This is a genomic window from Photobacterium profundum, from assembly GCF_003026285.1.
Lineage (GTDB): Bacteria > Pseudomonadota > Gammaproteobacteria > Enterobacterales > Vibrionaceae > Photobacterium > Photobacterium profundum.
The window spans coordinates 54,671-78,305 of the sequence record NZ_PYOD01000012.1 but is presented as its reverse complement, the minus strand read 5'-3'; the positions used below and the strand labels follow the sequence as shown (position 1 = coordinate 78,305).

The window sequence follows — 23,635 nt, the reverse complement described above, 5'->3', positions numbered from 1 at the left end:
CCTTATAAGGTATTGATAAAGCGTGAAAAAAAGAGGCGATAGATTCGCCTCTTTTTTTATGCCTGCTATTTATACCAACCTAAATAAGTACCTGAACATTCTTGCTGGTTAAAATCGATAATAATTACGTTAGAAATTTTATAATTAAAACCACTAGTTATTTCAATTTCTGTCTTGTTCTATTGCTTAGGCTAACGGGTGAATAATTAGTTAAATCGTTTCATGATTACCAGCTTGAGCTTTTGCTTTACAGCGCTTCACAAGGGCATAAGTCATACCTCTGAAGATAAAAAGGTGTGCAGGCATCATGGCGAACCAATACAGTAAGCCAGAGAACCCCTCAGGGTGCCACCAAGCGCGAATATCGATTTCTCGATGATCGCCTTTATCTTCAATGGTGAACTCAAGGCGTCCAAGTCCAGGGGCTTTCATACCAAACAGTAATGATAGGAACTTATTAGGTACGAGTTTAATAACTTTCCACGAGTCAATCTTATCACCTTGTTCTAAGGTGTTTGGATCGCGTCGATAACGCTTTAATGCATCACCTCCAATGGCAAAATCCATCCACTCCCTAATTCGCCATAAGCTGTTAGCAAAAAAATACCCTTCTTTACCACCCACTAATTGAACTTGACGCCAAAGGTCTTCTGCACTTGCATCGGTCTTTAGTGTATATCCCGCTTGCTTGGGGTAATAGCCGTAACCCGTTTGCCAGCGGGCAAGGGCGTCAGGGTCGAACCCCCAAATTTGACTGCGAACCACTTCAGTTTCTTGTCGAAGTGCTTCTTTAACTGCTTCATCGTAGGGTAATAGATGCTGAGGGATTAAAGATTGAATCGCAGTACCATCGGCAGGTAAATCAAAACGTAACCCACCGATTAATGCTTTGGCAATATTGGTGGGCACAGAGGTGATAATTTTTAGCCAGTAGGCAGCCATTGTGGGCGTGAGAAAACTGAGTGGAACAACGTGAATCTTTTTCCCCATTAATCTACCCAATGAACGCATTTGATCCTCATAGGTTAATGGGTCAGGTCCTGCAACATCCATGATTTGATGTCGAGTTGGTTCGAATTTAAGTAGCTCTAATAAGTAGTGGAGTAAGTTGTGTAAAGCGATAGGGGAGTTTCGTGATTTTACCCATTTAGGCGTTAGCATTATTGGTAAGTGGTAAACGAAATCTCGCATCACTTCGAATGCCGCAGAACCAGGGCCAATAATGATGCCTGCACGTAATTCAGTCACCGGAATAGCACTTTCACGTAAGATTTCACCTGTCGCTTTACGTGCAAGTAAATGTTTAGAGTCACTCGAGTCAGATTGAAGCGCACCAAGGTAGATAACACGCTTTACATTACTGAGCTTTAACCCTTGGCTAAAGTGCCGAGCTGTTCCTAATTCAACATCGATAAAATCATGACCATGGTTCATACCATGAACAAGAAAGAATACGGCATCAACACCTTCAAGAAGTGGTTTGAGGTCAGTATCTTTACTTAAATCAAGTTCATGGAGCTCAATATTGGGAATTGCATCCCAGCCTCGCTTTTTCAGTAATTTTAAGCTACGCCCTGTTGCCTTTACCTTATAACCGCTATTTACGAGTTCTGGTACTAGGTGACTGCCAACATAACCTGATGCCCCGACTACCAGAATTGTTTTAATCATGTAATGCCTGCTCCTTGCTTGCAACGATTGGTGTAAGGAAGTGAGATTAATTATTTCTTGTAATACGCGTAGTTATGCACTTAATATTTGAATTTAAGTACATTTAATTGTTAAAAATCATAGCTATTCAAACTGTAGCGGATAATATCTGCTCTGTCTTTCATATTTCTTTAACTTCGCACTTCTTATTGATTACAGAATCATTAAGGCGGTGATTTACTTCTTGCCGAGGCCCGCATGCTTTCACTGGCATTATCGCATTTACGTGGTGATTTTTTACGCCGCTTGTTATTTATTGCATTGCCTATTGCTTTGCAGTCAATGCTGTTTTCGAGCAGAAGTCTTGTTGATATTTTAATGCTAGGGCAGTTGGGTGAACTAGAAGTCGCTGCTATGGGGATTGCAGGCAAAGCGCTATTTGTCGCGGTGATTATGTTGTTTGGTGTTAGCACTGGTGGTGCATTGTTAACGGCACAATACTGGGGAGCAGGAAACAGAGAAGGGGTAAAGCAAGGTACAGCGTTAACCTGGGTAATGAGTACAATAACGGCGGTGATTTTAGGCTGCGTATTTTTCTGGATACCTGAAAAAGTGATCGGGTTAGCGACTCAATCGCCTGACGTTATTGCACTAGGGGCAAAATACCTCGCTATTACGTCATTTAGTATGTTTGCGATGGCGTGGGTTATCAGTATGGCGGTAGGGTTACGTGCGATGCACCAACCTGGTGTGAGTACTTTCTTTAGTGCTATTGGCATTGGTTTAAATATTTTCCTTAACTGGGTGCTGATCTTCGGGAAATTTGGTTTTTCTGAAATGGGGATTGTTGGTGCCGCATGGGCAACATTAATCAGTGGTCTTGTTGAAGTTACCTTACTTTATGCCTATTTATACTCACGTAAACACCTTCTCGCATTTACGACTAAAACCTTGATCGTAGTCTGTGAGTGGCAGCGGGTTAAACGCTTTTTAAGTTTATCGTTACCCACGACGTTTAATCATTTAGCATGGTCTTCGGGTATTTTTGTTTACCACGCTATAATTGGTCAAGCAGGTGTTGAAGGTTTAGCTGCTTTATCTATCATGACGCCAATCGAATCTTTATCACTTGCGATGTTAATTGGTATTTCTAATGCGTCAGCTGTTCTGATTGGTAATCAGCTTGGTGCAAATAACATGGAAGAAGCCTATCAGCAAGCATGGGCAGTATCGATATTTAATCTTATTTGTAGCATCATTCTTGCCATTGGCATGCTATTGATCCAAGACTCAATTTTGGATCTTTTTTCTGCTATTTCGAGTGAAACAAGAGAACTGACAGAGCACTTCTTTGTGGTTTTAGCTATCTCTATCGTACTAAAAAGTATACCGATGACAATGATTGTGGGAGTACTTCGTGCTGGAGGGGATATTCGTTTTTGCTTGTATCAAGATCTCATCGCACAGTGGGCTATAGGTATTCCAGTAACAGCATTTTGCGCGCTCGTGCTGAAGTTACCACTTGAATGGGTTTACGCATTACTTGCACTTGAAGAAGTTATTAAATGGTTTGGTTCTACAATTAGAGTTAGATCAAAAGCATGGATGAATAATTTGGTGGCTTAAAGGGCGTCGTTAGTAAACTTTGATTAAGTACAGAATGTACAGTTTCCGATAAATATAAAGCAAGGTGTATATCTTAATTGCTATTTATATAACATAACGAAAATAGGAAATTTGATACAGAATATGTTGATTGAGTGTAGGTTATTCGTTTTATTTAAAGCGAAAATGTAACGTATTACATTTATTTATGACGATAACACGCAAAAGCCTTTCTCGTTGTCTGGCTTTACTGTAAATTTCACTGTCTATAGAAATGATAAATGATGTTATTTTATTTTGGTGAGTGTTGATGTTACGACTTGTGAAGCTCTGTAAAGGTTATCAGGATGGTGGTGAACACCATTCTGTTTTACAGGGTGCAGAGCTTGATCTTAAACAAGGAGAACAACTTGCGCTAATGGGCGAGAGTGGTTCTGGTAAAAGTACCTTATTAAACCTAATTGCAGGATTAGACACTGCTGATTCGGGTGAAATCTGGATGGATAAAGTACCTATTCATTCTATTTCAGAGCGTGAGCGTACTGCATTTCGCCGACATAATATCGGACTTGTTTTTCAACAATTTAATTTATTACCGACATTGACCATTGCCGATAATATTCGCTTCTGTCGCCAACTTAAAAAATTACCAGAAAAGCCTGAATTGTGGCGACAAATCATTTCAGCGCTAGATCTTATGCCTTTGCTTGGTCGCTATCCTGAAGAGATGTCGGGTGGTCAACAACAGCGAGCGGCAATTGCCCGCGCATTGTATATGGAACCTACCATCTTATTGGCCGATGAACCAACGGGCAGTTTAGATGAGCGTAATGCCAGTGCGGTTATTCGTTTGCTTATCAATTTAACGAAAAAGCTCGATTGTACCTTGCTGATGGTAACGCACAGCGAGCAGGTTGCTTCTCATATGAATGGTTGTATTCGTCTTCAAGGAGGACGCTTACATGTCAAGCCCCGTAGCTAAAGCTCTGTGGGGGCATTATAAACGTCATCCATTTCAAATATTACTTGTTTGGTTAGGTTTAACGCTGGGTATTGCACTGCTTGTTGGTGTAATGGCCGTGAATCAGCAAGCGAAAGAAAGCTACCAGCAGGGCGAACAACTTTTTGCCAACCCTTTCCCTTATCGTATTCGAAATAGCCAAACGGGACTTAAAGTACCTCAAGGCTTCTATATTCAAATGCGCCGCGCGGGCTTAAAAACCTGTATGCCCATAGAACAGCACCGTATTGTTACAGACCAAGCGCGTGATTTTGAAATCATAGGCATTGATCCAATTGCTATGTTCCCGCTAGTTAAAGGTCACACAACCGTACAAGATCAAAGTCAGTTAATGAATATAATGCAACCGCCTTATCCAATTATGATTGGTACTCAGCTAGCCAATTATATTGGTGTGCAAGAGGGCGATAAACTGACATTAGATTCAGGGCGAAAGATCGGGCCGTTACATATTGTAAGTGATGAGCGCGTGGGTGGACCTCGTATGATTGCCGATATGGCACTGATTCGAGAGCTTCAGCCAAGCGCAGGTTTTTCAACTGTCGCTTGTGGTGAAATGTCACCAAAAGCATTAGCAAAGTTAACGCAAATGTTACCGCCTGGTTTAACACTAGAGCGTCACCAAAGTGAGAAATTAGAGCCATTAACCGAAGCATTTCACCTGAATTTGTTTGCTATGGGCATGCTATCGTTTGTTATCGGCTTATTCATTTTTTATCAAGCTATGTCATTATCTTTGGCACAGCGTCAACCTCTAGTTGGGTTACTACGACAAGCTGGTGTTTCTGGGTTTCAACTGGCTGGTGCATTGAGCATTGAGCTTATCGTCTGGATTATTCTAGGCTTAGTTGGCGGAAATCTTTTAGGATTATTACTTGCTCAGCAATTACTCCCTTCAGTTGCCGCGACGTTAAACGATCTCTATAGCGCCAATGTGAATATGTCGATTGATTGGCATTGGACATGGGGTTTAGCCAGTGTTGCCATTGCTGTCTTTGGTAGTTTATTAGCATGCGGCTGGCCAATGTTACGTTTAATTAAAACGCCACCTGCACGCTTAGCAACTCATATGGCACTTGTTCGTTTCACTGGACGAGAGTTTGCCCTACAAGCTTTATTTTCTTGTGTGTTTATCGGTGCTGCTTTTGCTGTCTATCAGTTGCCGCATGGTCAGTTAGCTGGGTTTGTGCTTATTGCTTTCATTTTGATTGCATCAGGGTTAATGATGCCATTTTTGTTATGGCAGTTATTCCAAGGGTTAGGGCGAATCTTCAAAGATGCTCGATTACGTTGGTTTTTTTCAGATGCAGCTGCAAGCCTGAGTTATCGCGGCGTTGCAGCAATGGCATTTATGCTGGCTTTAGCCTCAAATATTGGTATGGAAACCATGGTAGGCAGTTTTCGCACGACAACAGAAACGTGGCTAAATCAGCGATTAGCTGCTGATATCTATGTGCGTCCGCCAACAAATGTTGCGCCTCGTATGTCTAAGTGGTTATCTGAGCAGCCTGAAGTTGATCAGGTATGGTGGCAATGGCGTAAAGAAACACAGACCGATGCGGGTACCTTACAAGTCATGAGTGTAGGCTCAAGTAAAGGTGAAAAGAAAGCATTATCGATTAAAGTGGTAGAGCCTAACTATTGGGAAAAGTTACATACCGAGCGTACTGTGATGGTGAGTGAATCACTTGCGCTTAAAAATGGTTGGTATCCCGGTGATGTTATTGATTTACCTGCCCCCATGCTGAAAAATTGGTTAATCACAGGGGTGTATTATGATTATGGTAACCCATACGGTCAGGTTTTAATTTCACAGCCAACATGGCAAGCCTTATGGCCTAAGGATGGCCAAGTTGGGTTGGCCATTCACATGAATGATAATACCGATAGTACGGATTTGATGGCCAGAATGGGAGAACGATTCCGCCTGCAGCCTGAAAGAATAAGTAACAATGCTAACTTATTGAATCAGGCAATGCGTGTATTTGACCGTACCTTTATTGTGACTGAAACCTTGGGTAAATTGACGTTATTTATTGCTGTCTGTGGTTTATTTGTCGCGACCATTGCTGGTGAAGTTTCACGGCAGAGGCAGTTTGCATTACTACGCTGCATGGGTATGACTGGGCGTGAATTAGCGGCTCTTGGCGGCGGTCAGCTTCTGGTTATTGGGTTATTAACTGCGTTAATGGCATTACCATTAGGGTTAGTATTAGCGCAGCTATTGATAGATGTTGTATTGAAATACTCATTTGGTTGGACAATGCCAATCAGTTTCTTCCCGAGTCAGTATTTAATATCTTTAGGCACAGCATTGTTTGTATTGCTGTGTGCTGGCGCATGGCCGGTATGGCGATTGGTTAAACGTTCCGCTATTTTATCACTACGAGAGGCATTTTAATGTTTATGCAGAATATTAAATATTTCTTCTGGGTAACGTTATTGCTGCTTTTACCGCTAGTCGGCTGTGATCAAAGTGAGCCTGCTTCAAATACCGTTGAGGTGTTAAAGCAATCTAATACTAATGAGTATCAACCTGTTGTTAAAGGGTATGAACTTAGCTTTCCTCGAGATCATAATAGTCACCCGTCATTTAAGTCAGAGTGGTGGTACTTAACCGCCAATCTTGAAACCGATGCAGGTAAGCAAATAGCCGTCCAATGGACCTTGTTTCGTATTGCAACAGGGTTAGAACAAAGTAAAGCGATTGGTTGGAATAAACCTCAAATCTACATGGCGCATGCTGTTATAACGACCGATGAAAAAGCATGGAAAGCTGAGCGTTTTTCTCGGGGTGGTATTGGTCAAGCTGGGGTACTGCAACAGCCTTATCGTGCATGGTTAGATAACTGGTCGTGGCGCGCATTAGGTCAGGGTCCATTTCCTGGCTTATTAGAATTTGAAGATGACGATATGTCTGCACGGTTGCATATTAACAATGTCGGTTCAATCATCTTGCAAGGTGAAGATGGCTACAGCAAAAAACATGCGTCTGACGATATCGCTTCTTACTATTACAGTGCACCTTTTCTGAGTCTCAACGGCAGTATTACACTTGATGGCATTCAATATAATGTGACAGGGAAAGGCTGGTACGATCGAGAGTGGAGCAGCAGTATGCTGTCAAAGAGCCAACAAGGTTGGGATTGGTTCTCTATGCACCTTGATGACGGCAGTGCCTTAATGATTTCTCAAGTAAGAGAAAAAAACACCCAGTCGTATTATTTTGGTTCTCGCAGTTGGCCTGACGGTCGAGTGGTGCAATTAGGCGCTAACGATATTCAATTAACCCCTATTAGATATACGTCAGTTGAAGGTAAGAGTGTTCCGCTGAATTGGCGTTTAGATGTGAGATCACAAGATTTAAAATTAAAAGTGGAAGCTGTCCGAAAGGAACAGTGGTTACCTTTTGTCTTTCCATACTGGGAAGGCCCAATCAAGGTGGTAGGTAGCCATTCGGGACAAGGATTTATGGAGCTAACAGGGTACTAACTTTGTTTGCCATAATAAGTAATAGGATGATGTCGTGGTACAAAGAATAACGTTTGATGAGCAGGCGCTGTCACAGCGTTTAATGAATTACCGTCGCGAGCTTCATCGCTATCCAGAAGCTGCATGGTGTGAGTTTTTTACAACAAGTCGTATTGCGGGTCATTTAGAAGACTTAGGTTTTGAGTTATTTTTCTCTGATCAGATCATAGCGTCCGATACGATCATGGGTCGTGATGAACGTGCGATAGCAACAGAGCAACAACGAGCACTGAATTGGGGAACAGACGAGAATACCATATCTAAAATGCAGGGTATTACCGGTGTTGGTGCGCTGCTTGATACAGGCAGAGAAGGGCCTGTATATGTTTTTCGTTTCGATATTGATGCTGTAGAGGTAATGGAAAGCCAGAATGATTCCCACCGACCTTGTTTTTTAGGTTTTTCGTCTCTATCGCCTGGTGTCGCCCATGCTTGTGGTCATGATGCCCATGCGGCAATGGGGTTAGGTCTAGCTGAAGTGCTTGCTGAAAATAAAGAGATACTGAATGGTAAAATCAAATTACTCTTTCAACCTGCCGAAGAAGGCTGCCGTGCAGGTAAAGCGATCGCAGAAAGTGGTTGGTTAGACGATGCTGATTACTTTGTAGCTGCACATATTGGAATGAATGTACCAAGTGGGACATTAGTTTGTGATCCTCAGCATTTCCTTTGTAGCTCTAAGTTTGATCTTCATTTTAAAGGTAAGCCAGCACACGCTGGTATTGAGCCAAATGTGGGGTGTAATGCCCTTGCTGCTGCCTGTACATCAGTTACACAAATGTTAGCCATTCCTCGCCACCGTGACGGAATGACTCGTGTAAACATTGGTCAGCTTACTTCAGGTGAAGGGCGTAATGTAATACCGGCACATGCTGTTCTAAAAGGTGAAACTCGTGGTGAAAACCGTGAATTGAACAGTTACATGTATCAGCAGGTCGAACAAATCGCTCAAGCTTCAGCCATGATGCACGGCGTGCGGGTTGAAATACAAGCACAAGGTGAAGCAATCGGTTTGCATAATGATCCTGAAATGGTCGATATCTTAGAGAGTGTTGGCTACGGCAGTGGCTTTACCCAAGTTGTACGCCAGAAAGACTTCGGTGCAAGTGAAGATGCTGGTTATCTGGTTGATCGGGTGCAATCCAAAGGTGGAAAGGCTGTATATTGTTTAGTGGGATCTGACTTAACAGCTGGGCATCACAATGGTGATTTCGACATTGATGAAAGCCGCATGCTATCAGGTGTAAAGTTATTCACCTCTGTAATAGAGAAAATACAAGCACAGCAATAAAGCATTAGTCTTCTTATCGATATATAGATAGAACATCTTTCTCAAATCCTCAATATGAATGTATTGGGGTTTTTTATATCTAAAAAATACTATATTTTATATTCATATACCCAAGTAACCTCTTTTAACTGCGTAAGCAGTATGCCTCTTTAATATTACTTTATCTTCTTTGAATGTTTCGCCTTTTAATCAATTAGAATTTTTTGGTTTTTGCTATTTTGGGCGAGATTAAAAAATCTGAATATTTCCTGATTCCATACTTATCAGTAGATTGAAACATTTAATTACGCTAATTTCCCGTTTTGACCTAACCTTGAGGTGTGCCAAACGTGATTTTTTTGATAAGGAATATGGATGTCAGTTAGAGGCACCAAACAATTGGAACAACCTAATGTTTTAAGGTCAATACTGTCATTTAACAACTGGCTTCTTCCTTTTTGCTTAAGCGAGAAGTTTAAGTTCGCATCAAAAGTAGCACTTAGTCTGACGTTGGCTTTTTTAATTCCAATGGCAATGGGCTGGTCTCAAGCGTCAACGGCAGCAACAACTGTTATGCTTATCGCGTCAACAGGCAGCCGCCGTGAATCCCTTGCTAAAGGTACATTACGTGTACTTGGTACGATTGTGGGCGCGATCATTGGGTTGTTGCTGGTTGGACTATTCGCGCAAGATCGTTTGCTGTACATGTTAGCGGTATCCATTGTTATTTCCTTTGTGTTTTATATCCGTAATGCTTACAAGCAAGACCCGACACTGTTCATGTTAACTGGTGTAATGGTGTTGATGATGTCGAACGGTGGTGATGCAGCAGGTGCATTTACATACGGTGTCGATCGTACTTTCATGACATCGTTTGGCGTCATTGTTTATACCTTAGTCGGCGTGTTTGTTTTCCCTACCAAAACAGAACAAAACTTACGTAAGTTAACCGATGATTTAAGTCAGCTGCAACAAACACTTTTTAATCGTTTAGTAGCTGCACCAGTAGAAATTCAAAGCGCCGATGAACAACCGAAAGAGAAAAATCCAAGCGAAAAAAATGAAGATGAACTAGAAGCAACCGACGAGCCAGAGATCAAAGAAGTCCCCTTACAAGATGCAGTTAAACAGCTTTATGCCGCACAAAATGCTTTAGAGCAAAGGTACAGTACAATAAGTACAGAATGCAGTGATTTGTCGGCGTATAAAAAAGAATGGGATTTGGCACTGTATTACTACAAACAAGTGACGCTTCTACTTATCTTTGTCGCTGAGAGTAAAGATGAGCAATCTATCGATGTCCCTTCTTTGATCAACGACTATCAAGATGCTGTATCACGAATAGATACCTTATTTACCGCATCGCAAGACGCTTGGGATGATAAAGATACCGTGCGTGAGGTAGGGGAACCACTAAAGGTCGATATTAATACACAAAAAATATCTCAATGTACTCACCTTGAAAAAGGTTCTGTTATTACATTTGGATATTTGATTAATACCCTGCACGAAAAGCTATCACGCTTAGCAGTAACAGCAAGTTGTATTGATTCACTTACAGGGCGTGTCTCTTTTCACGAAACGTTTCCTAAGAAGCCAGGGCGTTTTTTATTATGGGATGCTGAAAATGCAAAAACTGCTATAAAGGTTTTTGTGACTTACTGGGTCGCCGGTATTTTATGGATATATTTTAACCCTCCGGGGGGATATAGCTTCGTAATTTTTGCCACCATCTTTGCATCGGTATTATCTTACTTACCCGTTCACCCTGTGTTGTTATTAGTGTTATTTACTTTTGGTTTTTTGTTTGCTGTACCTGCCTATGTCTTTATTTTACCTCAACTGTCGTTAGGTATAGAGCTGGGTGCGTTTCTCTTTATCTATACCTTTGTGGCGTTTTATTTATTCAAAGGCCCCATCACAATTTTCTTTTTATTGGGGCTGTTTATTTTAGGTATTGATAATACGATGACATATCACTTCGGCATCATTCTTACGATTATGTTGTTGTTTTATCTTGTCGTATTCATGATCATTTTTTCTTATTACTTTCCATTTTCATCCAGACCTGAGCATCTGTTTCTTGTTATGAGAGAGCGTTTTTTCAGACATATAATGGGTGTATTACGCTCGCACCAAATACACAATCCTTCATTGTTGAATCGTTTACGTTGCCGTTGGCATGTCGTTACGATGAATGTGACGATAAAAAAAATGATGATGTGGAGCAGCAAAATTAATCATAAATATTTTGACCAAACCTCACCAGAAGCACTCGCTAAATTTACAAGTGCATGCAATTTATTAAATAACCACTTGAATACATTTGTAATGGCTGATCAAAAATTCCAAACAAATATGTTAGTTAACAAAGTAAGAGCAACCTACGCCGACCAAGTACTACCACAGATGGCACAGTCTTTGGCGGGGGGGCGTAAAAATGAAGTGCTGAATGAAATTTTTCATTCTTACACCATTAATTATGAGAGCACTGAAGAAAAACTTGAAAGCTTTTTCAATGGCTTGGATTTGAGTGACTATTCTCATACAGATATAGCAGGTTTATATATTTTCCTAAACTTAAAGAAGAATGTCTTTGAAGCGATGAATCAATGCAAAGTAGCGTATGAGGATATCAGTTGGGTGAATTTGCGACAGAAGAGGTTTTAGGGGTATGAGCAATGTTTAAGAAACACTTAAAAACATGTATCACTATACTGCCGTTATGCAGCTTAACAGCTTGTACCGTTGTAGGGCCAGATTATAAGGCTATCGAGTCAGTAAAAATGCCAGAGGCTTGGACTCAAAATGATACCGAGCAAGCGAACAAGAATATTGAACAATGGTGGATGCAATTTAATGATCCCACATTAAATACCTTGGTTGAACGTGCTAACCAGCAAAACCTTGACCTAGAGTCTGCAGGGTTACGTATTCTGCAAGCACGAATGGTGTTAGGTATTTCTGATTCATTCCGTTACCCGCAAGTACAAACTGTATCAGGTAACTTAGCGCGTGCTTATAATAATGAAAATTCATTTAACAATGCTGCTTTGTCTTTTGATGCTGGTTGGGAAATGGATATTTGGGGCAAATATTCACGGGGTATTGAATCTGCTGAAGCTGCAATGTACGCGACTATTGCGTCTTACAATGATGTGGCGGTAACTATTTCTGCCGAGGTGGCGCGTAATTACGTTAATTACCGCACATTCCAAGAGCGTATTTTATTATCTAAACGTAATATTGAAGTGCAAGAGCGCGTGGTTAATATTACTCAGGTTCAGTTCGATTCAGGCAATGTTACCGAACTGGATATTCAGCAAGCTAAAAGTCAATTATATGCCACGCAAGCGGCACTACCATCATTAGAAATTGGCATGAATCAAGCTCGAAATGCTTTAGCAGTGTTGTTAGGTGTTATGCCTTTCGAGGTTGAGCCTTTCCTTCAATCTGACGCTATCGATGCTCGAATTAAGGCGTACAACACGGGTTATTCCCAAGCTAACGCAAAACGTACAGCCGCGAGTTATGATGATTATTCATTGGTCCCTCGTGCCCCTGGCATGAGCACAAGTGTTGATGCGTCTTTGGTACTTCGCCGTCCTGATTTACAGGTTGCAGAGTTACAAGCACATGCGCAAAGTGCTCAAATTGGTGTTGCAGAATCGGCGTTATATCCAAGTTTCTCTTTATTTGGTTCCATTGGTGTCAATAGTACGGTGCGATCAGGCAGTAGCTTTAGTTTCAGTGATTCACTTACGCTAGCTGCTGGCCCCAGTTTTTCTTGGAATATATTTCAATACGGTCGGGTGAAAAATAATGTGCGCTTAGAGGATGCACGTTTTCAAGAAAGCCTGACTAACTACAATAAAAAAGTGTTAGTCGCTGTTCAAGAAGTTAGTAATGCCTTGGAGTCTTACGAGTTATACCAACAGCAAAAAGCCCTTCGTTTAAGTTCTGTTAGCTCGGCAGTACGTGCCTATAATATTTCTATGACGCAATATGAAAATGGACAAATTACATTTGAACGTTTGCTGAATTCGGTAGAAACGATGACACGAAGTGAAGACAGCTATGCGCAAATCAAAGGCAATGTTGCCAATCAAGTTGTTGCGTTATACAAAGCATTAGGCGGTGGCTGGGAAGCGAACACTGGTAAAGCGTTTATTAAAGATGCTCAAATTCAACAAATGAAAGAAAGAACAGACTGGGGTGATAAGCTAGATAATCCTCAAGTATTACCACCGTTATTGCCCGATCCCGTTAAGCAACCTAAACCTTTATTTGAAGATGAACTCGGCTTTACTGACTCTACAAGCAATGAGAGGGCTGAATAGTGCAGATCCCTCATGAATTACAATTCGGTGATATTTACTATTCGCCTTTTTTATTAGTGATGATTATTGCCATTATTGCGACATGGATAACCGTCGCTATTTTAAATAAAACACGGCTATCTCGATTAATAGCATTTCCATCAATTACGTTTATTGCGATTTCTGTTTTTTATGTTGTCGCGATTGATAGTTTCTTTTTACGATTTTAGGTGTGATTTTGAACAAGATTAAAAAACTATTTGTTATAGCGCTTAATATCCTAATCATAGGAGGCGCAATCTATCTTGGGTATCAGAAATATGAAGAGTATTTCAATAATCCATGGACGCGAGATGGTCAAGTACGGGCAAATATAATCAAAGTAGCCCCTCGTGTTTCAGGGCCCATTGTGAATGTGGCGGTAAATGATAACCAATTTGTCCGTAAAGGTGATTTACTGTTCCAAATCGATCCAAGCACTTATGCTGTGTCTTTATCACAGGCTGAAGTCTCACTCGCGCGTTCAAAAGTAAGTTCGCGCGGTAAAAAGATCGAATATGATCGATTACTTGATATTCGCGCGAAAGATAAAGGGGCGGTATCTCATAAAGATCTTGTACGTAGGCAAATCACGTATGAAGAATCACTGCTGCAAATTAAATCTGCAGAAGAGCAATTAAAAGCTGCGAAGTTGAACATGGAATTCACCAATGTGTATGCATCGGTTGATGGCTACGTATCCAATATTGATATCCGTAACGGCACACAAGCGGTGGCCAATCAGCCTTTAATTGCGTTAGTCGATAGTAATAGCTTCTGGGTATTTGGCTACTTTCGTGAAAACCAGTTAGAGCAAATACAAATTGGCAGTAAAGCAAAAGTCACGCTAATGGCACATCCCGACAAACCCATTGATGCGGTTGTTGAATCGTTAGGTTGGGGTATTGCCCCTAAAGATGGCACCGTAGGATATAACTTACTGCCCAACGTGAACCCTGTGTTTCAGTGGATACGATTAGCACAGCGTATTCCCGTTCGTATTGCCCTTGATGAATTACCTGAAGGTGTCGCACTACGGTTTGGTTTGTCTGCATCCATTATGGTGCAGCAAGAAAAACCAGAAGAGTAATGTGAAAAATTTATTCCCGATTTCAGATAATAACTGCGAGGATAATTATGACCGTAGAGACAAATAATAATCAGAACAACAATGTTCCGAAGAAGAAAATAAATGAAGCGAACAACTTTTATTATATGACTGTAGCGCTTGTTATGTTGTTAGTGAGTACGTCACTCGTCGAGGTGTTACCGAATAAATTCGGTCTACTTGAATATATATTGGAAGGCTTTACTGCGCTTACATTTTTGGTCTGTTTAGTGAGTTTGCGGTTTGATAAAAATTGGTACCGATTCATGATGACATTGGCCGGGTGCTGGTTAGTTGCCACAATTATTCGGAACTTGTTAGGTGTACAGCAAATGGATTTAATCATGTTGGGGCTAATGTTTAGTTTCTTCTTTGGGACGTTTAAATCTGTTGCTCGTCAAATATTGTTTACTGGCAGTGTCGATTCCAACAAAGTTGTTGGCTCTGTCTCGTTATTTCTTCTTTTAGGCTTAATGTGGACCATTATCTATCTGTTAGTAATGGAATTTTCACCTGAAGCATTTACAGGCATGACTGCCGCCCCATGGGTAGAGAACTTCTCTCGCATGGCTTATTTCAGTTTCGTCACCTTAACCACACTAGGTTATGGTGATATCAGCCCTTTATCACCTTTTGCACAAGTTGTTGTATACCTTGAAGCAATTGCTGGTGTGTTTTATATGGCGATTGTCGTAGCCAGTTTAGTGAGTTCGAGTCAAAGTAATCAGGAAAAACAAAATGGATAAACAAGTAGATGCTAAGCAACAAATAGACGCTCAGCAGAGTAAAGTATTTGTCAATAACATGGTTGAATCTGCCATTCGAATTGGATTGTTGTTTATCCTAATTGTATGGACGTATGACATTATAAAACCGTTTGTTATTCCTGTTTTATGGGGGGCAATTATTGCCGTGGCTTTATTGCCTTTAACTCAGAAACTGGAAGCAATGTTAGGCGGTCGCCGTGGCTTGTCGGCAACAATACTGGCATTGCTGGGTATTACGCTGTTAGTTGCTCCTTTTGTTTTGGTGTCAGGTTCTATTTTTGATGCAGTAACACACTTAACTGACGTAGTACAAAGCGGCGACATTAAAATTCCCGGTCCAACACAGCGCATTGCTGATATTCCCGTTATTGGTGATAAGTTGTTTGAAGTGTGGTCGTTGTTTTCGACGAATTTAGAAAAAGCTGTCACGCACTTTTTGCCAGAAATTAAAACTGCTGTAGGCACCATGGCATCTTTGGTGGGTAGCAGTTTAGCAACCTTAGTGATGTTTATTATTTCATTGGCGATTGCTGCTGGTTTTATGACACATTCCAAAGCATGTTCTGAGGCAATCGGAACCGTGGCTGTTCGTGTTGTGGGTAAACACGGTGAAGAATGGACAACACTAACAGCGGCAACTATTCGCAGTGTGTTACTGGGTGTTGTTGGCGTTGCCTTTATTCAGTCAATGCTGGTGGGCGCGGGCATGTTCGTGTTCGGTGTGCCTGCTGCGGGTTTAATTACACTCGGCGTGTTGATCTTGGGTATTGCTCAGCTTCCAGCTCTTATTATTGTTGCACCTGTTATCTTTTATGTGTTCTCGACACAAGATACAACATCGGCAACGATCTTCACGGTTTGGGTATTGCTAGCGGGTATCTCTGATAACTTCTTAAAACCAATGCTAATGGGGCGTGGTGTTGATGTACCTATGCCCGTTATTTTGATTGGTGCAATCGGTGGTATGTTAGCAGCTGGTATTATTGGTTTATTCTTGGGGGCGGTTGTATTGGCTATTTGGTATGAACTATTCGTAACTTGGTTGAAGTTAGATCAAGATGAAACCCCATTAGAAGCCGCTCAAGAAGATTTAGTTGAAGCGAAAGATTAACCGTCTTCATTTGTATTAAACATTGTTATAAGTAAAAGTTGTATATATAACGAAAGGCTAAAGCATCTATGGTGTTTTAGTCTTTTTTGTAACGGTATTGAATAAAGATATAAAATAAAGGCACACAGGGTTTATAAATCAGTATCTTGCCAAGATCCCAACAAATTCTCGCTGAAACGAGCATCTTAAGGTAACTTGGGTATATGCATCACGTAAGTAGAGAATCATATATGGCAATGAATAGCTTTTTTAAGAAAGTGTTTAGCTACATAAATCCGTCAGTGAACCCCGATATTGAACCTGCATTCACAGAATGGCAGCAGCATTTACCCACATTGTGGTTGTTAGGCAAAACGGGCGCGGGTAAGTCGACGTTAATTCAAGCTTTAACGGGTAACTCTGCGGTTGAAATTGGCAATGGTTTTAAACCCTGTACCCAAACGGCACATAGCTATCATTATCCTGCCGATAACCCATTATTGTGTTTTCTTGATACGCGTGGGCTTTCTGAAGCTAATTACGATCCTCATGACGATATTCAAGCCTGTAAAGATCGAAGCCATGCCTTAATTGTGGTGCTAAAAGCAGAAGAGCCAGAACAAAGTGATGTACTGAATGCGCTTAAACAGATTAAAAAATCAGGCGATATAAAGCATCTTCTGATTGTTCACACTGCCATTAGTTCATTGGGCTCTCATACCGAGCAACAACAAGCTATCTTGCATAATCAAACCCAAGTTGAGCATGTTTGGGGCAAAAGTGTTCCGTTTATTCAAGCGGATTTCTTGCCTGAAACGGGTGACGTAATTGGACTAGATACGCTGAAAGCTACCTTGGCAGACATGCTGCCGATTTTAAGTTTGTTCACAAATACCAAAGCGCATATTTCTCGTGAAGAGGGTAATTTCAATAAACTGAAAACTGAAGTGCTGTGGTATGCAGGCGCTGCTGGTGCAAGTGATGCTATTCCTGCGGTAGGGTTTGTCTCGGTACCTGCTATACAAGGAAAGATGCTGCACAGTTTAGGCAATCAATACGGAGTCGAGTGGACTAAACAAGATTTCATTGAATTTATAGGCACATTGGGTACTGGCTTTATGGTGCAGTATCTTTCGAAGTTGGGTATTCGGCAATTAGTGAAATTTATTCCGGTCTATGGTCAAACTATCGGTAGTGCAACCGCTGCTGCAATGAGCTTTTCATCGACATACGCGATTGGCCGTGCTGCATGTAAGTACTTATACCATAAGAGTAAAGGTGAAACGGTAACCAAAGACGAAATGAAAGCCATTTTTGAGCAAGCGTTTGAAAATATTAAAAATGTCGCTGAAACTGAAATGAAGAAAACAGAGACATTAGAAAAATGTCAGGGTAAAGATCCTAACGATAGAGAGCAAGCATTAAAACAGGATAAAAGATGAAACAGCTTAAAAATAGTTATCAATTATTGAGCCGTTTATCGAATGGCTTTGTGCCTTTAATGATTACAGCGATATTTATTCCCTTTATTATTTTGGCTGTTTTTGGTGCGATTTCGTTGTTTGAAAAAGGGCAATGGCTGTTATTTTTAGGCTTATCAGCCGTGTTTTGTCTCGTTATCTTTTTGCCGTTTCTTTTCTTGAAGCAAAGGGCCACTAAACAGCGCCTGTTTGAACAAGACCAGTTTAAGCAAAGCCAAGCACAAGATGGCTCACAACAGACAATGTTAACTGACGATGACTTTAAGAAAGCCACTGTTGAGCCTAATGCTGAATGGTCTGAGTTTGATCTTCAGGTGTGGAAAAAGGTTAATATTACGATTCAACAAAAATTAGAAACTGATGATGAGTGGGGCAGTTTGCGTGAGCATAGTTTTGATTTAGCCTCTCACGTTGCCCGTGAATATGCGCCGAATGCTACCGCTCACGATTTAGCATTTACTGCCCCTGAGTTTTTATTGATGGTAGAAGAGGTAAGCCATCGTTATCGTCACTTTCTAAAAGAAAACATCCCATTTTCAGAAAAAATAAAGCTAACCACTATCAAGCAAGGGTATGCCCACAAAGACAAAATGGATACCGCAAAGAAAGCGTACGATGTCTATCGTATTTTTCGTGCCGTTACCCCAGCTGGTTGGATTGCCGAAGCCAGAAGTCAGATTGTTGGTCGGCTTTTTGATGAAGTGAGTGCCGATGTACAACATCGCTTGAAGAAGACGTTGTTACAAGAAGTGGTTTCTGTGGCGATCGATTTATACAGTGGGCGGTTTAAAGCCAGAGACACAGAACTTGCCGAGAGTGACGTTGTCACTAAAGACCGTGCACGAGTCGAACCTAGTATTGAACCGTTGCGTGTTGCTATTATCGGGCAAGTGAGTGCGGGAAAATCGTCGGTGGTGAATGCAGTGGTTGGCAGTATGGTTGCAGAAGTCAGTGCTATTCCTTCAACCGACAGTATTCATGTTCATAAGTGCGAAGTCGATGGTGTCGATCTGATCCATTTAGTCGATCTTCCTGGAATTGATGGCGATACTAAAACAGAAGCTCTCATTGTTGATCAAATTGCTAACAGTGATCTTGTATTGTGGGTACTTAAAGCCAATCAATCAGCCAGAACATTAGACACTCATCTCAAAGCAGCGATTGATGAATTTTATATACAGCCGAAAAACCTATCACGAAAAAAACCGCAGATATTGGCTTTGGTCAATCAAGTTGATCGCCTTCAGCCTGTGCAAGAGTGGCAACCACCTTACAACATAGAGCAGCCAACTACAGCCAAAGCTAAAACCATTAAAGCCGCCGTTGAATATAACCAAGAATTGTTATCGCCTGATCATATTATTCCAGTGTGCGTAAGTGAAAATAAAGCGGCATTTAACCTCGATGAAATAGGGGTGCTGTTACAATTTGCGTATGAAGATGGTGTTAATACACAGCTTAATCGTCGAAGAATTGAGGGTGATAAAACCGATTATCTCAATCAAGCCAAACGTCTTTTTCGTTTAAGTAAAGTGGCATTTAAACAGTTAAGAGATGCAGATAAGTACTCTACTTGATGGTAAAAAGAGAGCTTGTTAGTCGTAACGAATAGTCTCTCTTTTTTGTTAACTGCTATTTGAGAATGCTATTTAGGTAGCATCCGCTGTAGCGTATTGTCTTTCACCACATAGTGATGGTAAATAGCAGCCCCTGCATGTAATGCAATCAAGAAATATCCAATGTCGGCAATAGTTTCGTGAATCTCTTTAATCGACTTTGAGGTTTCTTTATCAGGTACTGAAAAAGCAGGCATTGATATTCCTACGAGATCCCATTGCTTACCCCCGACAGCCAGCATAATTAACCCTAATAAGGGTAGAAGAATAAAAGCCGCATACATTACGTAATGTATAACCTTCGACAAGGTTAATTGCCACTGGGGAGGAGGAGGAATAATCTCGGGTGTTATCTGGTTACGCTGAAAAAAAAGCCGAATACACATCAAAATCAAGACAAAGCTACCGGCATTGAAATGAATGAGTTTAAGGTAGTCATGCCAGGGGGTTGTTTTAGGCACAACGCCTTTCAGCTCAATGGCAGCATAGGTAATAGCAATAAGCAGTAGGCTAAGCCAGTGAAACCAAATTTGATAACGAGTAAAACGTGTCATAACGTTTCTTCTTAATATTGAACGTAGCTGTAACGTTAATTGAGTTAATGTGAATATAGGCTGAATTCTCCTTATTCACATCACTCACAGCCCTATTTTTACGTTATCGTCTTTTTATTTTTCTTGGTACAACTTCAACTCCGGTACGGTAGCGCCCAGCTGTGGCATTGAGTGCTAGTTCTAGGGCATTGTCTGCAATTAGCTCAAATTGTTGGGGTAACGACTGAATTTTAATGGGTAAAAAGTCCAATAAACGGTTGTCACCAAACGTCGCTAAATGAATTTTCGACATCAATTCGGGATTAGCCAGTAAACAATCAAGAATGCCTTCAAATAAGGTATAAGATGTGGCGAGAATGGCGTCAGGAAAATGCCCTGAATCAATCCATTGCTGCACCTGCTTTTGCCCTTGTTCTTGGCTGAAGTGATCGCCATAGGCAACGCGCATAGTGATATCAGGTTGATGACGACGAATAGCTGTTAAAAAACCTTGCTCACGCTCTTTCGACACACCTAATTCAGGTACGGCTCCTACCAGCCCAATACTATTCACACTTTTATTGAGAAGGGTTTGAGTAAGCTCAAATGCTCCCTCTAAATCTTCACTGATTACACTGGCAAAGATTTCATCGTCTAATGCACGGTCGAGTGCAATAACGGGTACGCCGCCAGTTTGAATACGTGGATAAAAGGTATTATCAGCAGGTAGGGCACTGGCCACAAGTAACGCATCGATACGACGACTTAAGAGTGTCTCAGCAACTTTCATTTCTGTATCAGGATCATCATCAGAGCATGAGATGATCAATTGATAGCCTGCTTTACGCGCATTTCTTTCAAGCAATTTCGCTAACTTGGCATAACTGCTGTTTTCCAAATCAGGAATAATTAGACCAAACGATCGGCTACTGCCTGCACGAAGAGAGGTCGCAGCGTGATCAGGACGGAAGTTATGCTCATTAACAACTGCCATTACCTTTACTTGTGTTTTTTCACTGATCCGGTATTTGCTAGCTTTGCCATTTATGACATAGCTAGCTGTTGTGCGAGAAACACCAGCCAATTTTGCAATTTCATCTAATGTCATGATGAGTTCTTATCGTTTGCTTATAGTTGAGATTAAAAAGAGATCTGTGCGCTTGATCATATAATCGCAAATGATCCTTTATAGAACAATTGCAATCATAGCTGAAACGATTCAGTATGTCTGCTGAAAGGTTTCAGCAAAGCTCGAAAATGTTAAGTGGCTTTACTGAAACTTTTAATTGCACCAAAAGCTGAAACGATTCAGCTTTTAAGTTTAAGCAGTAACTTATAATTAAACGACGTGTCGATGGGCATTTTAACTGGGTATGAATAGAGATTTTTTCCTCAGTGATTAGCGCTTAATCAGACAAATAGAAGACAGAAAATGCCATTGGAGTGAATTCATGTTGTCACTATCTAAGAACGATATTCAGTTAAAGCAAACCGCGACCAGTAAAGAAGATGCGATTAAAGCATTAGCAGCAAGCCTTGAAACACAAGGGTTAGTCGAAGCAGGGTATGTGAATGGCATGCTTGCACGTGAAGCGCAGAATTCAACATTTCTAGGTAACGGTATCGCGATTCCACACGGTACAACAGATACTCGCGGTTTGGTGAAGCAGACAGGTGTAAAGGTGCATCATTTCCCACAAGGCGTTAACTGGGGTAATGGCAAAACGGTTTATTTAGCAATTGGTATTGCCGCTAAATCTGATGAGCACCTTGGTATTTTGAAGCAGCTAACGAAAGTGCTTTCAGCTGATGGCGTTGAAGAGAAATTAAAAAATTGCGATAGCGAAAGTGGCATCATTTCTATCTTAAATGGTGAAGCGCAACTAGAAGCAGAGTTCGATGCCGGTCTTGTTCAACTGGCATTTCCTGCAACAGATTTGATTCAACTAACAGCCGTTGCGACTGGGCTTATTAAGAATCGTCAGTTTGCAGGTAATGGCTGTGTAGCAGATGCGATTGCAGCAGGTGCTACGCATTTAGGTCAAGGCATTTGGTTAGCAAAGAGCAATCAAGATGTGTCACGTACTGCATTGTCTTTTGTGACCCCAGCCGTGGCGTTTGAAGAAAATGGCCAAGCAGTTAAAGGTTTGATTATGGTTGCAGCGTGTAACAGCGCACATGTATCAAATTTGGGTTTTTTAACGCAGCTTATCTATACAGCACAGGCCGATAAATTGGCAACGGCAGATGCAGACAAAGTTGTGTCTTTACTGACTCAAGAAACCTTAGAAGGCTCTACAGCATCGTTCAAAATTCGAAACTCACATGGCTTACATGCTCGCCCAGGAGCGATGTTAGTGAGTGTCGCGAAGAAATTCAACTCCGCTATTCAGGTAGTTAACCTTAACGGCGAAGGAAAACCTGCGAATGCGAAAAGCTTGATGAAAGTGATTGCATTGGGTGTGAAATGTGGACATGAACTGCAGTTTACCGCTCAAGGTGATGATGCAGAACTGGCGCTTGAATCGATTGGTCAAGCAATAGCTGATGGCTTAGGTGAAGGTAAGTAATGATGAATACGACAACTATAGCTACAGGCGTTATTAAGCCGAAAGTGGTCACTGTTACATTAAACCCAGCATTGGATTTAACTGGCAGCTTAGATTCATTATCCCTTGGCACCGTTAATGTTGTGAACAAAGGCAGCCTTCATCCTGCGGGTAAAGGCGTTAATGTGGCAAAAGTGTTGGCTGAATTAGGTGCAGAGGTAACGGTTACAGGGCTATTAGGTGCCGATAACCAAGAACCTTTCTGTCAATTGTTTGAAGAGATTGGCGCGAAAGATAAGTTTATCCGCGTAAAGGGTGCTAGCCGCATTAATGTAAAGCTTGTTGAAAGTACTGGAAAAGTCAGTGATATAAATTTCCCGGGTGTTGCCGTATCGCAAGATGATATCAATCGGTTTGAACAGACGTTATTCGAATTAGCTGAAACACATGATGTATTTGTGATTGCAGGTAGTTTACCTGCAGGTATTACACCTGAATTATGTGCAGATTGGATCGCGCGTTTACATCAAAAAGGCAAAAAGGTGCTTTTTGATAGTAGTAAAGCGGCATTAGTGGCCGGCTTTAGCAAGAATCCATGGTTAGTTAAGCCCAATGATGAAGAGCTTGCACAGTGGGCAGGTCGAGAGTTAACAACGGAACACGATTTTACAGAGGTTGCAGAACAACTGGCTGAACAAGGCATCGCTAATGTAGTGGTTTCTTTAGGGGCAGATGGTGTGATGTGGCTGAATAATGAAGGCTGGTTACGTTCGCAACCACCAAAAATGCAGGTTGTTAGTACCGTTGGTGCTGGTGACACGCTGGTGGCTGGAATGTGCTGGGGACATATCAATAAGTGGTCGAAACAAGAAACTCTTCGTTTCGCAACTGCGCTTTCTGCTTTAGCTGTCAGCCAAGTCGGCGTGGGGGTTGAAGATATTAACGCGGTTAATGCGATGAAAGAAAGAGTCACTATTTCTGGTTGTGTACTTGCGGGTACAAATGAACTGGATAATTCAATTAATAATGTGAAGTGCTAACACGGATCTGAGGGTA

18 protein-coding genes are annotated in these 23,635 nt (G+C 41.3%); 15 read left to right on the top strand and 3 right to left on the bottom strand.

Annotated features, from left to right (window positions below; genetic code table 11):
- Window positions 1–210: 210 nt before the first annotated feature.
- Entirely contained in the window at window positions 211–1,671 is a 1,461-nt protein-coding gene (locus C9J48_RS20810; protein ID WP_006232149.1) for a DUF2867 domain-containing protein, read from the bottom strand.
- Between the two features lie 237 nt (window positions 1,672–1,908).
- On the opposite strand from C9J48_RS20810, the gene C9J48_RS20805 reads away from it, so the two are divergent.
- The 13 genes from C9J48_RS20805 (at window position 1,909) to C9J48_RS20745 (ending at window position 19,458) form a co-directional block, all read left to right on the top strand.
- Entirely contained in the window at window positions 1,909–3,276 is a 1,368-nt protein-coding gene (locus C9J48_RS20805) for an MATE family efflux transporter (RefSeq protein WP_006232148.1), read from the top strand.
- 289 nt (window positions 3,277–3,565) lie between these two features.
- On the top strand, window positions 3,566–4,237 hold the full coding sequence (locus C9J48_RS20800; protein ID WP_006232147.1) for an ABC transporter ATP-binding protein: 672 nt from the start codon (window positions 3,566–3,568) through the stop codon (window positions 4,235–4,237).
- Window positions 4,218–6,677: an ABC transporter permease gene (locus C9J48_RS20795; protein WP_006232146.1), complete on the top strand. Its 2,460-nt coding sequence runs from the start codon at window positions 4,218–4,220 to the stop codon at window positions 6,675–6,677. The genes C9J48_RS20800 and C9J48_RS20795 overlap by 20 nt, the downstream gene beginning before the upstream one ends.
- Window positions 6,677–7,768 carry a lipocalin-like domain-containing protein gene (locus C9J48_RS20790; protein WP_006232145.1) on the top strand — a complete coding sequence of 364 codons (1,092 nt, stop codon included), beginning with the start codon at window positions 6,677–6,679 and terminating at the stop codon, window positions 7,766–7,768. Before C9J48_RS20795 ends, C9J48_RS20790 begins: the two co-directional genes overlap by 1 nt.
- A gap of 34 nt (window positions 7,769–7,802) precedes the next feature.
- The gene (locus C9J48_RS20785; RefSeq protein ID WP_006232144.1) at window positions 7,803–9,098 is read left to right on the top strand and encodes an amidohydrolase; all 1,296 of its coding nucleotides are present in this window, start codon (window positions 7,803–7,805) and stop codon (window positions 9,096–9,098) included.
- Window positions 9,099–9,452: 354 nt separating this feature from the next.
- A complete protein-coding gene (locus tag C9J48_RS20780; protein ID WP_006232143.1) occupies window positions 9,453–11,747 on the top strand; it encodes an FUSC family protein in 2,295 nt (764 codons plus the stop codon).
- Window positions 11,748–11,863: 116 nt separating this feature from the next.
- A complete protein-coding gene (locus tag C9J48_RS20775) occupies window positions 11,864–13,417 on the top strand; it encodes a TolC family protein (RefSeq protein ID WP_107281233.1) in 1,554 nt (517 codons plus the stop codon).
- Between the two features lie 5 nt (window positions 13,418–13,422).
- Window positions 13,423–13,626, top strand: a complete 204-nt coding sequence (locus tag C9J48_RS20770) for a DUF1656 domain-containing protein (protein ID WP_107281232.1) — start codon at window positions 13,423–13,425, stop codon at window positions 13,624–13,626.
- A 17-nt stretch (window positions 13,627–13,643) separates the two neighbouring features.
- Complete coding sequence (locus C9J48_RS20765; RefSeq protein WP_036803753.1) at window positions 13,644–14,525, top strand: efflux RND transporter periplasmic adaptor subunit; 882 nt, start codon at window positions 13,644–13,646, stop codon at window positions 14,523–14,525.
- A 47-nt stretch (window positions 14,526–14,572) separates the two neighbouring features.
- Entirely contained in the window at window positions 14,573–15,289 is a 717-nt protein-coding gene (locus C9J48_RS20760) for a potassium channel family protein (protein ID WP_006232140.1), read from the top strand.
- Window positions 15,282–16,421: an AI-2E family transporter gene (locus tag C9J48_RS20755; protein ID WP_006232139.1), complete on the top strand. Its 1,140-nt coding sequence runs from the start codon at window positions 15,282–15,284 to the stop codon at window positions 16,419–16,421. Before C9J48_RS20760 ends, C9J48_RS20755 begins: the two co-directional genes overlap by 8 nt.
- Window positions 16,422–16,657: 236 nt before the next feature.
- Complete coding sequence (locus C9J48_RS20750; protein ID WP_107281231.1) at window positions 16,658–17,842, top strand: YcjF family protein; 1,185 nt, start codon at window positions 16,658–16,660, stop codon at window positions 17,840–17,842.
- A complete protein-coding gene (locus tag C9J48_RS20745; RefSeq protein ID WP_006232137.1) occupies window positions 17,839–19,458 on the top strand; it encodes a GTPase family protein in 1,620 nt (539 codons plus the stop codon). The genes C9J48_RS20750 and C9J48_RS20745 overlap by 4 nt, the downstream gene beginning before the upstream one ends.
- Window positions 19,459–19,526: 68 nt before the next feature.
- Here C9J48_RS20745 and C9J48_RS20740 read toward each other — a convergent pair whose 3' ends face one another.
- Both C9J48_RS20740 and cra read right to left on the bottom strand, forming a co-directional pair.
- Window positions 19,527–20,051 carry a cytochrome b gene (locus C9J48_RS20740; RefSeq protein WP_006232136.1) on the bottom strand — a complete coding sequence of 175 codons (525 nt, stop codon included), beginning with the start codon at window positions 20,049–20,051 and terminating at the stop codon, window positions 19,527–19,529.
- Window positions 20,052–20,154: 103 nt separating this feature from the next.
- Window positions 20,155–21,138, bottom strand: coding sequence for a catabolite repressor/activator (gene cra, locus C9J48_RS20735; RefSeq protein WP_006232135.1), 984 nt, complete (start codon window positions 21,136–21,138; stop codon window positions 20,155–20,157).
- Window positions 21,139–21,481: 343 nt separating this feature from the next.
- Here cra and fruB point away from each other — a divergent pair, with 343 nt between their 5' ends.
- On the top strand, window positions 21,482–22,600 hold the full coding sequence (fruB, locus tag C9J48_RS20730) for a fused PTS fructose transporter subunit IIA/HPr protein (RefSeq protein WP_006232134.1): 1,119 nt from the start codon (window positions 21,482–21,484) through the stop codon (window positions 22,598–22,600).
- Window positions 22,600–23,619, top strand: a complete 1,020-nt coding sequence (gene pfkB, locus C9J48_RS20725; RefSeq protein WP_006232133.1) for a 1-phosphofructokinase — start codon at window positions 22,600–22,602, stop codon at window positions 23,617–23,619. Before fruB ends, pfkB begins: the two co-directional genes overlap by 1 nt.
- Window positions 23,620–23,635: the final 16 nt, after the last annotated feature.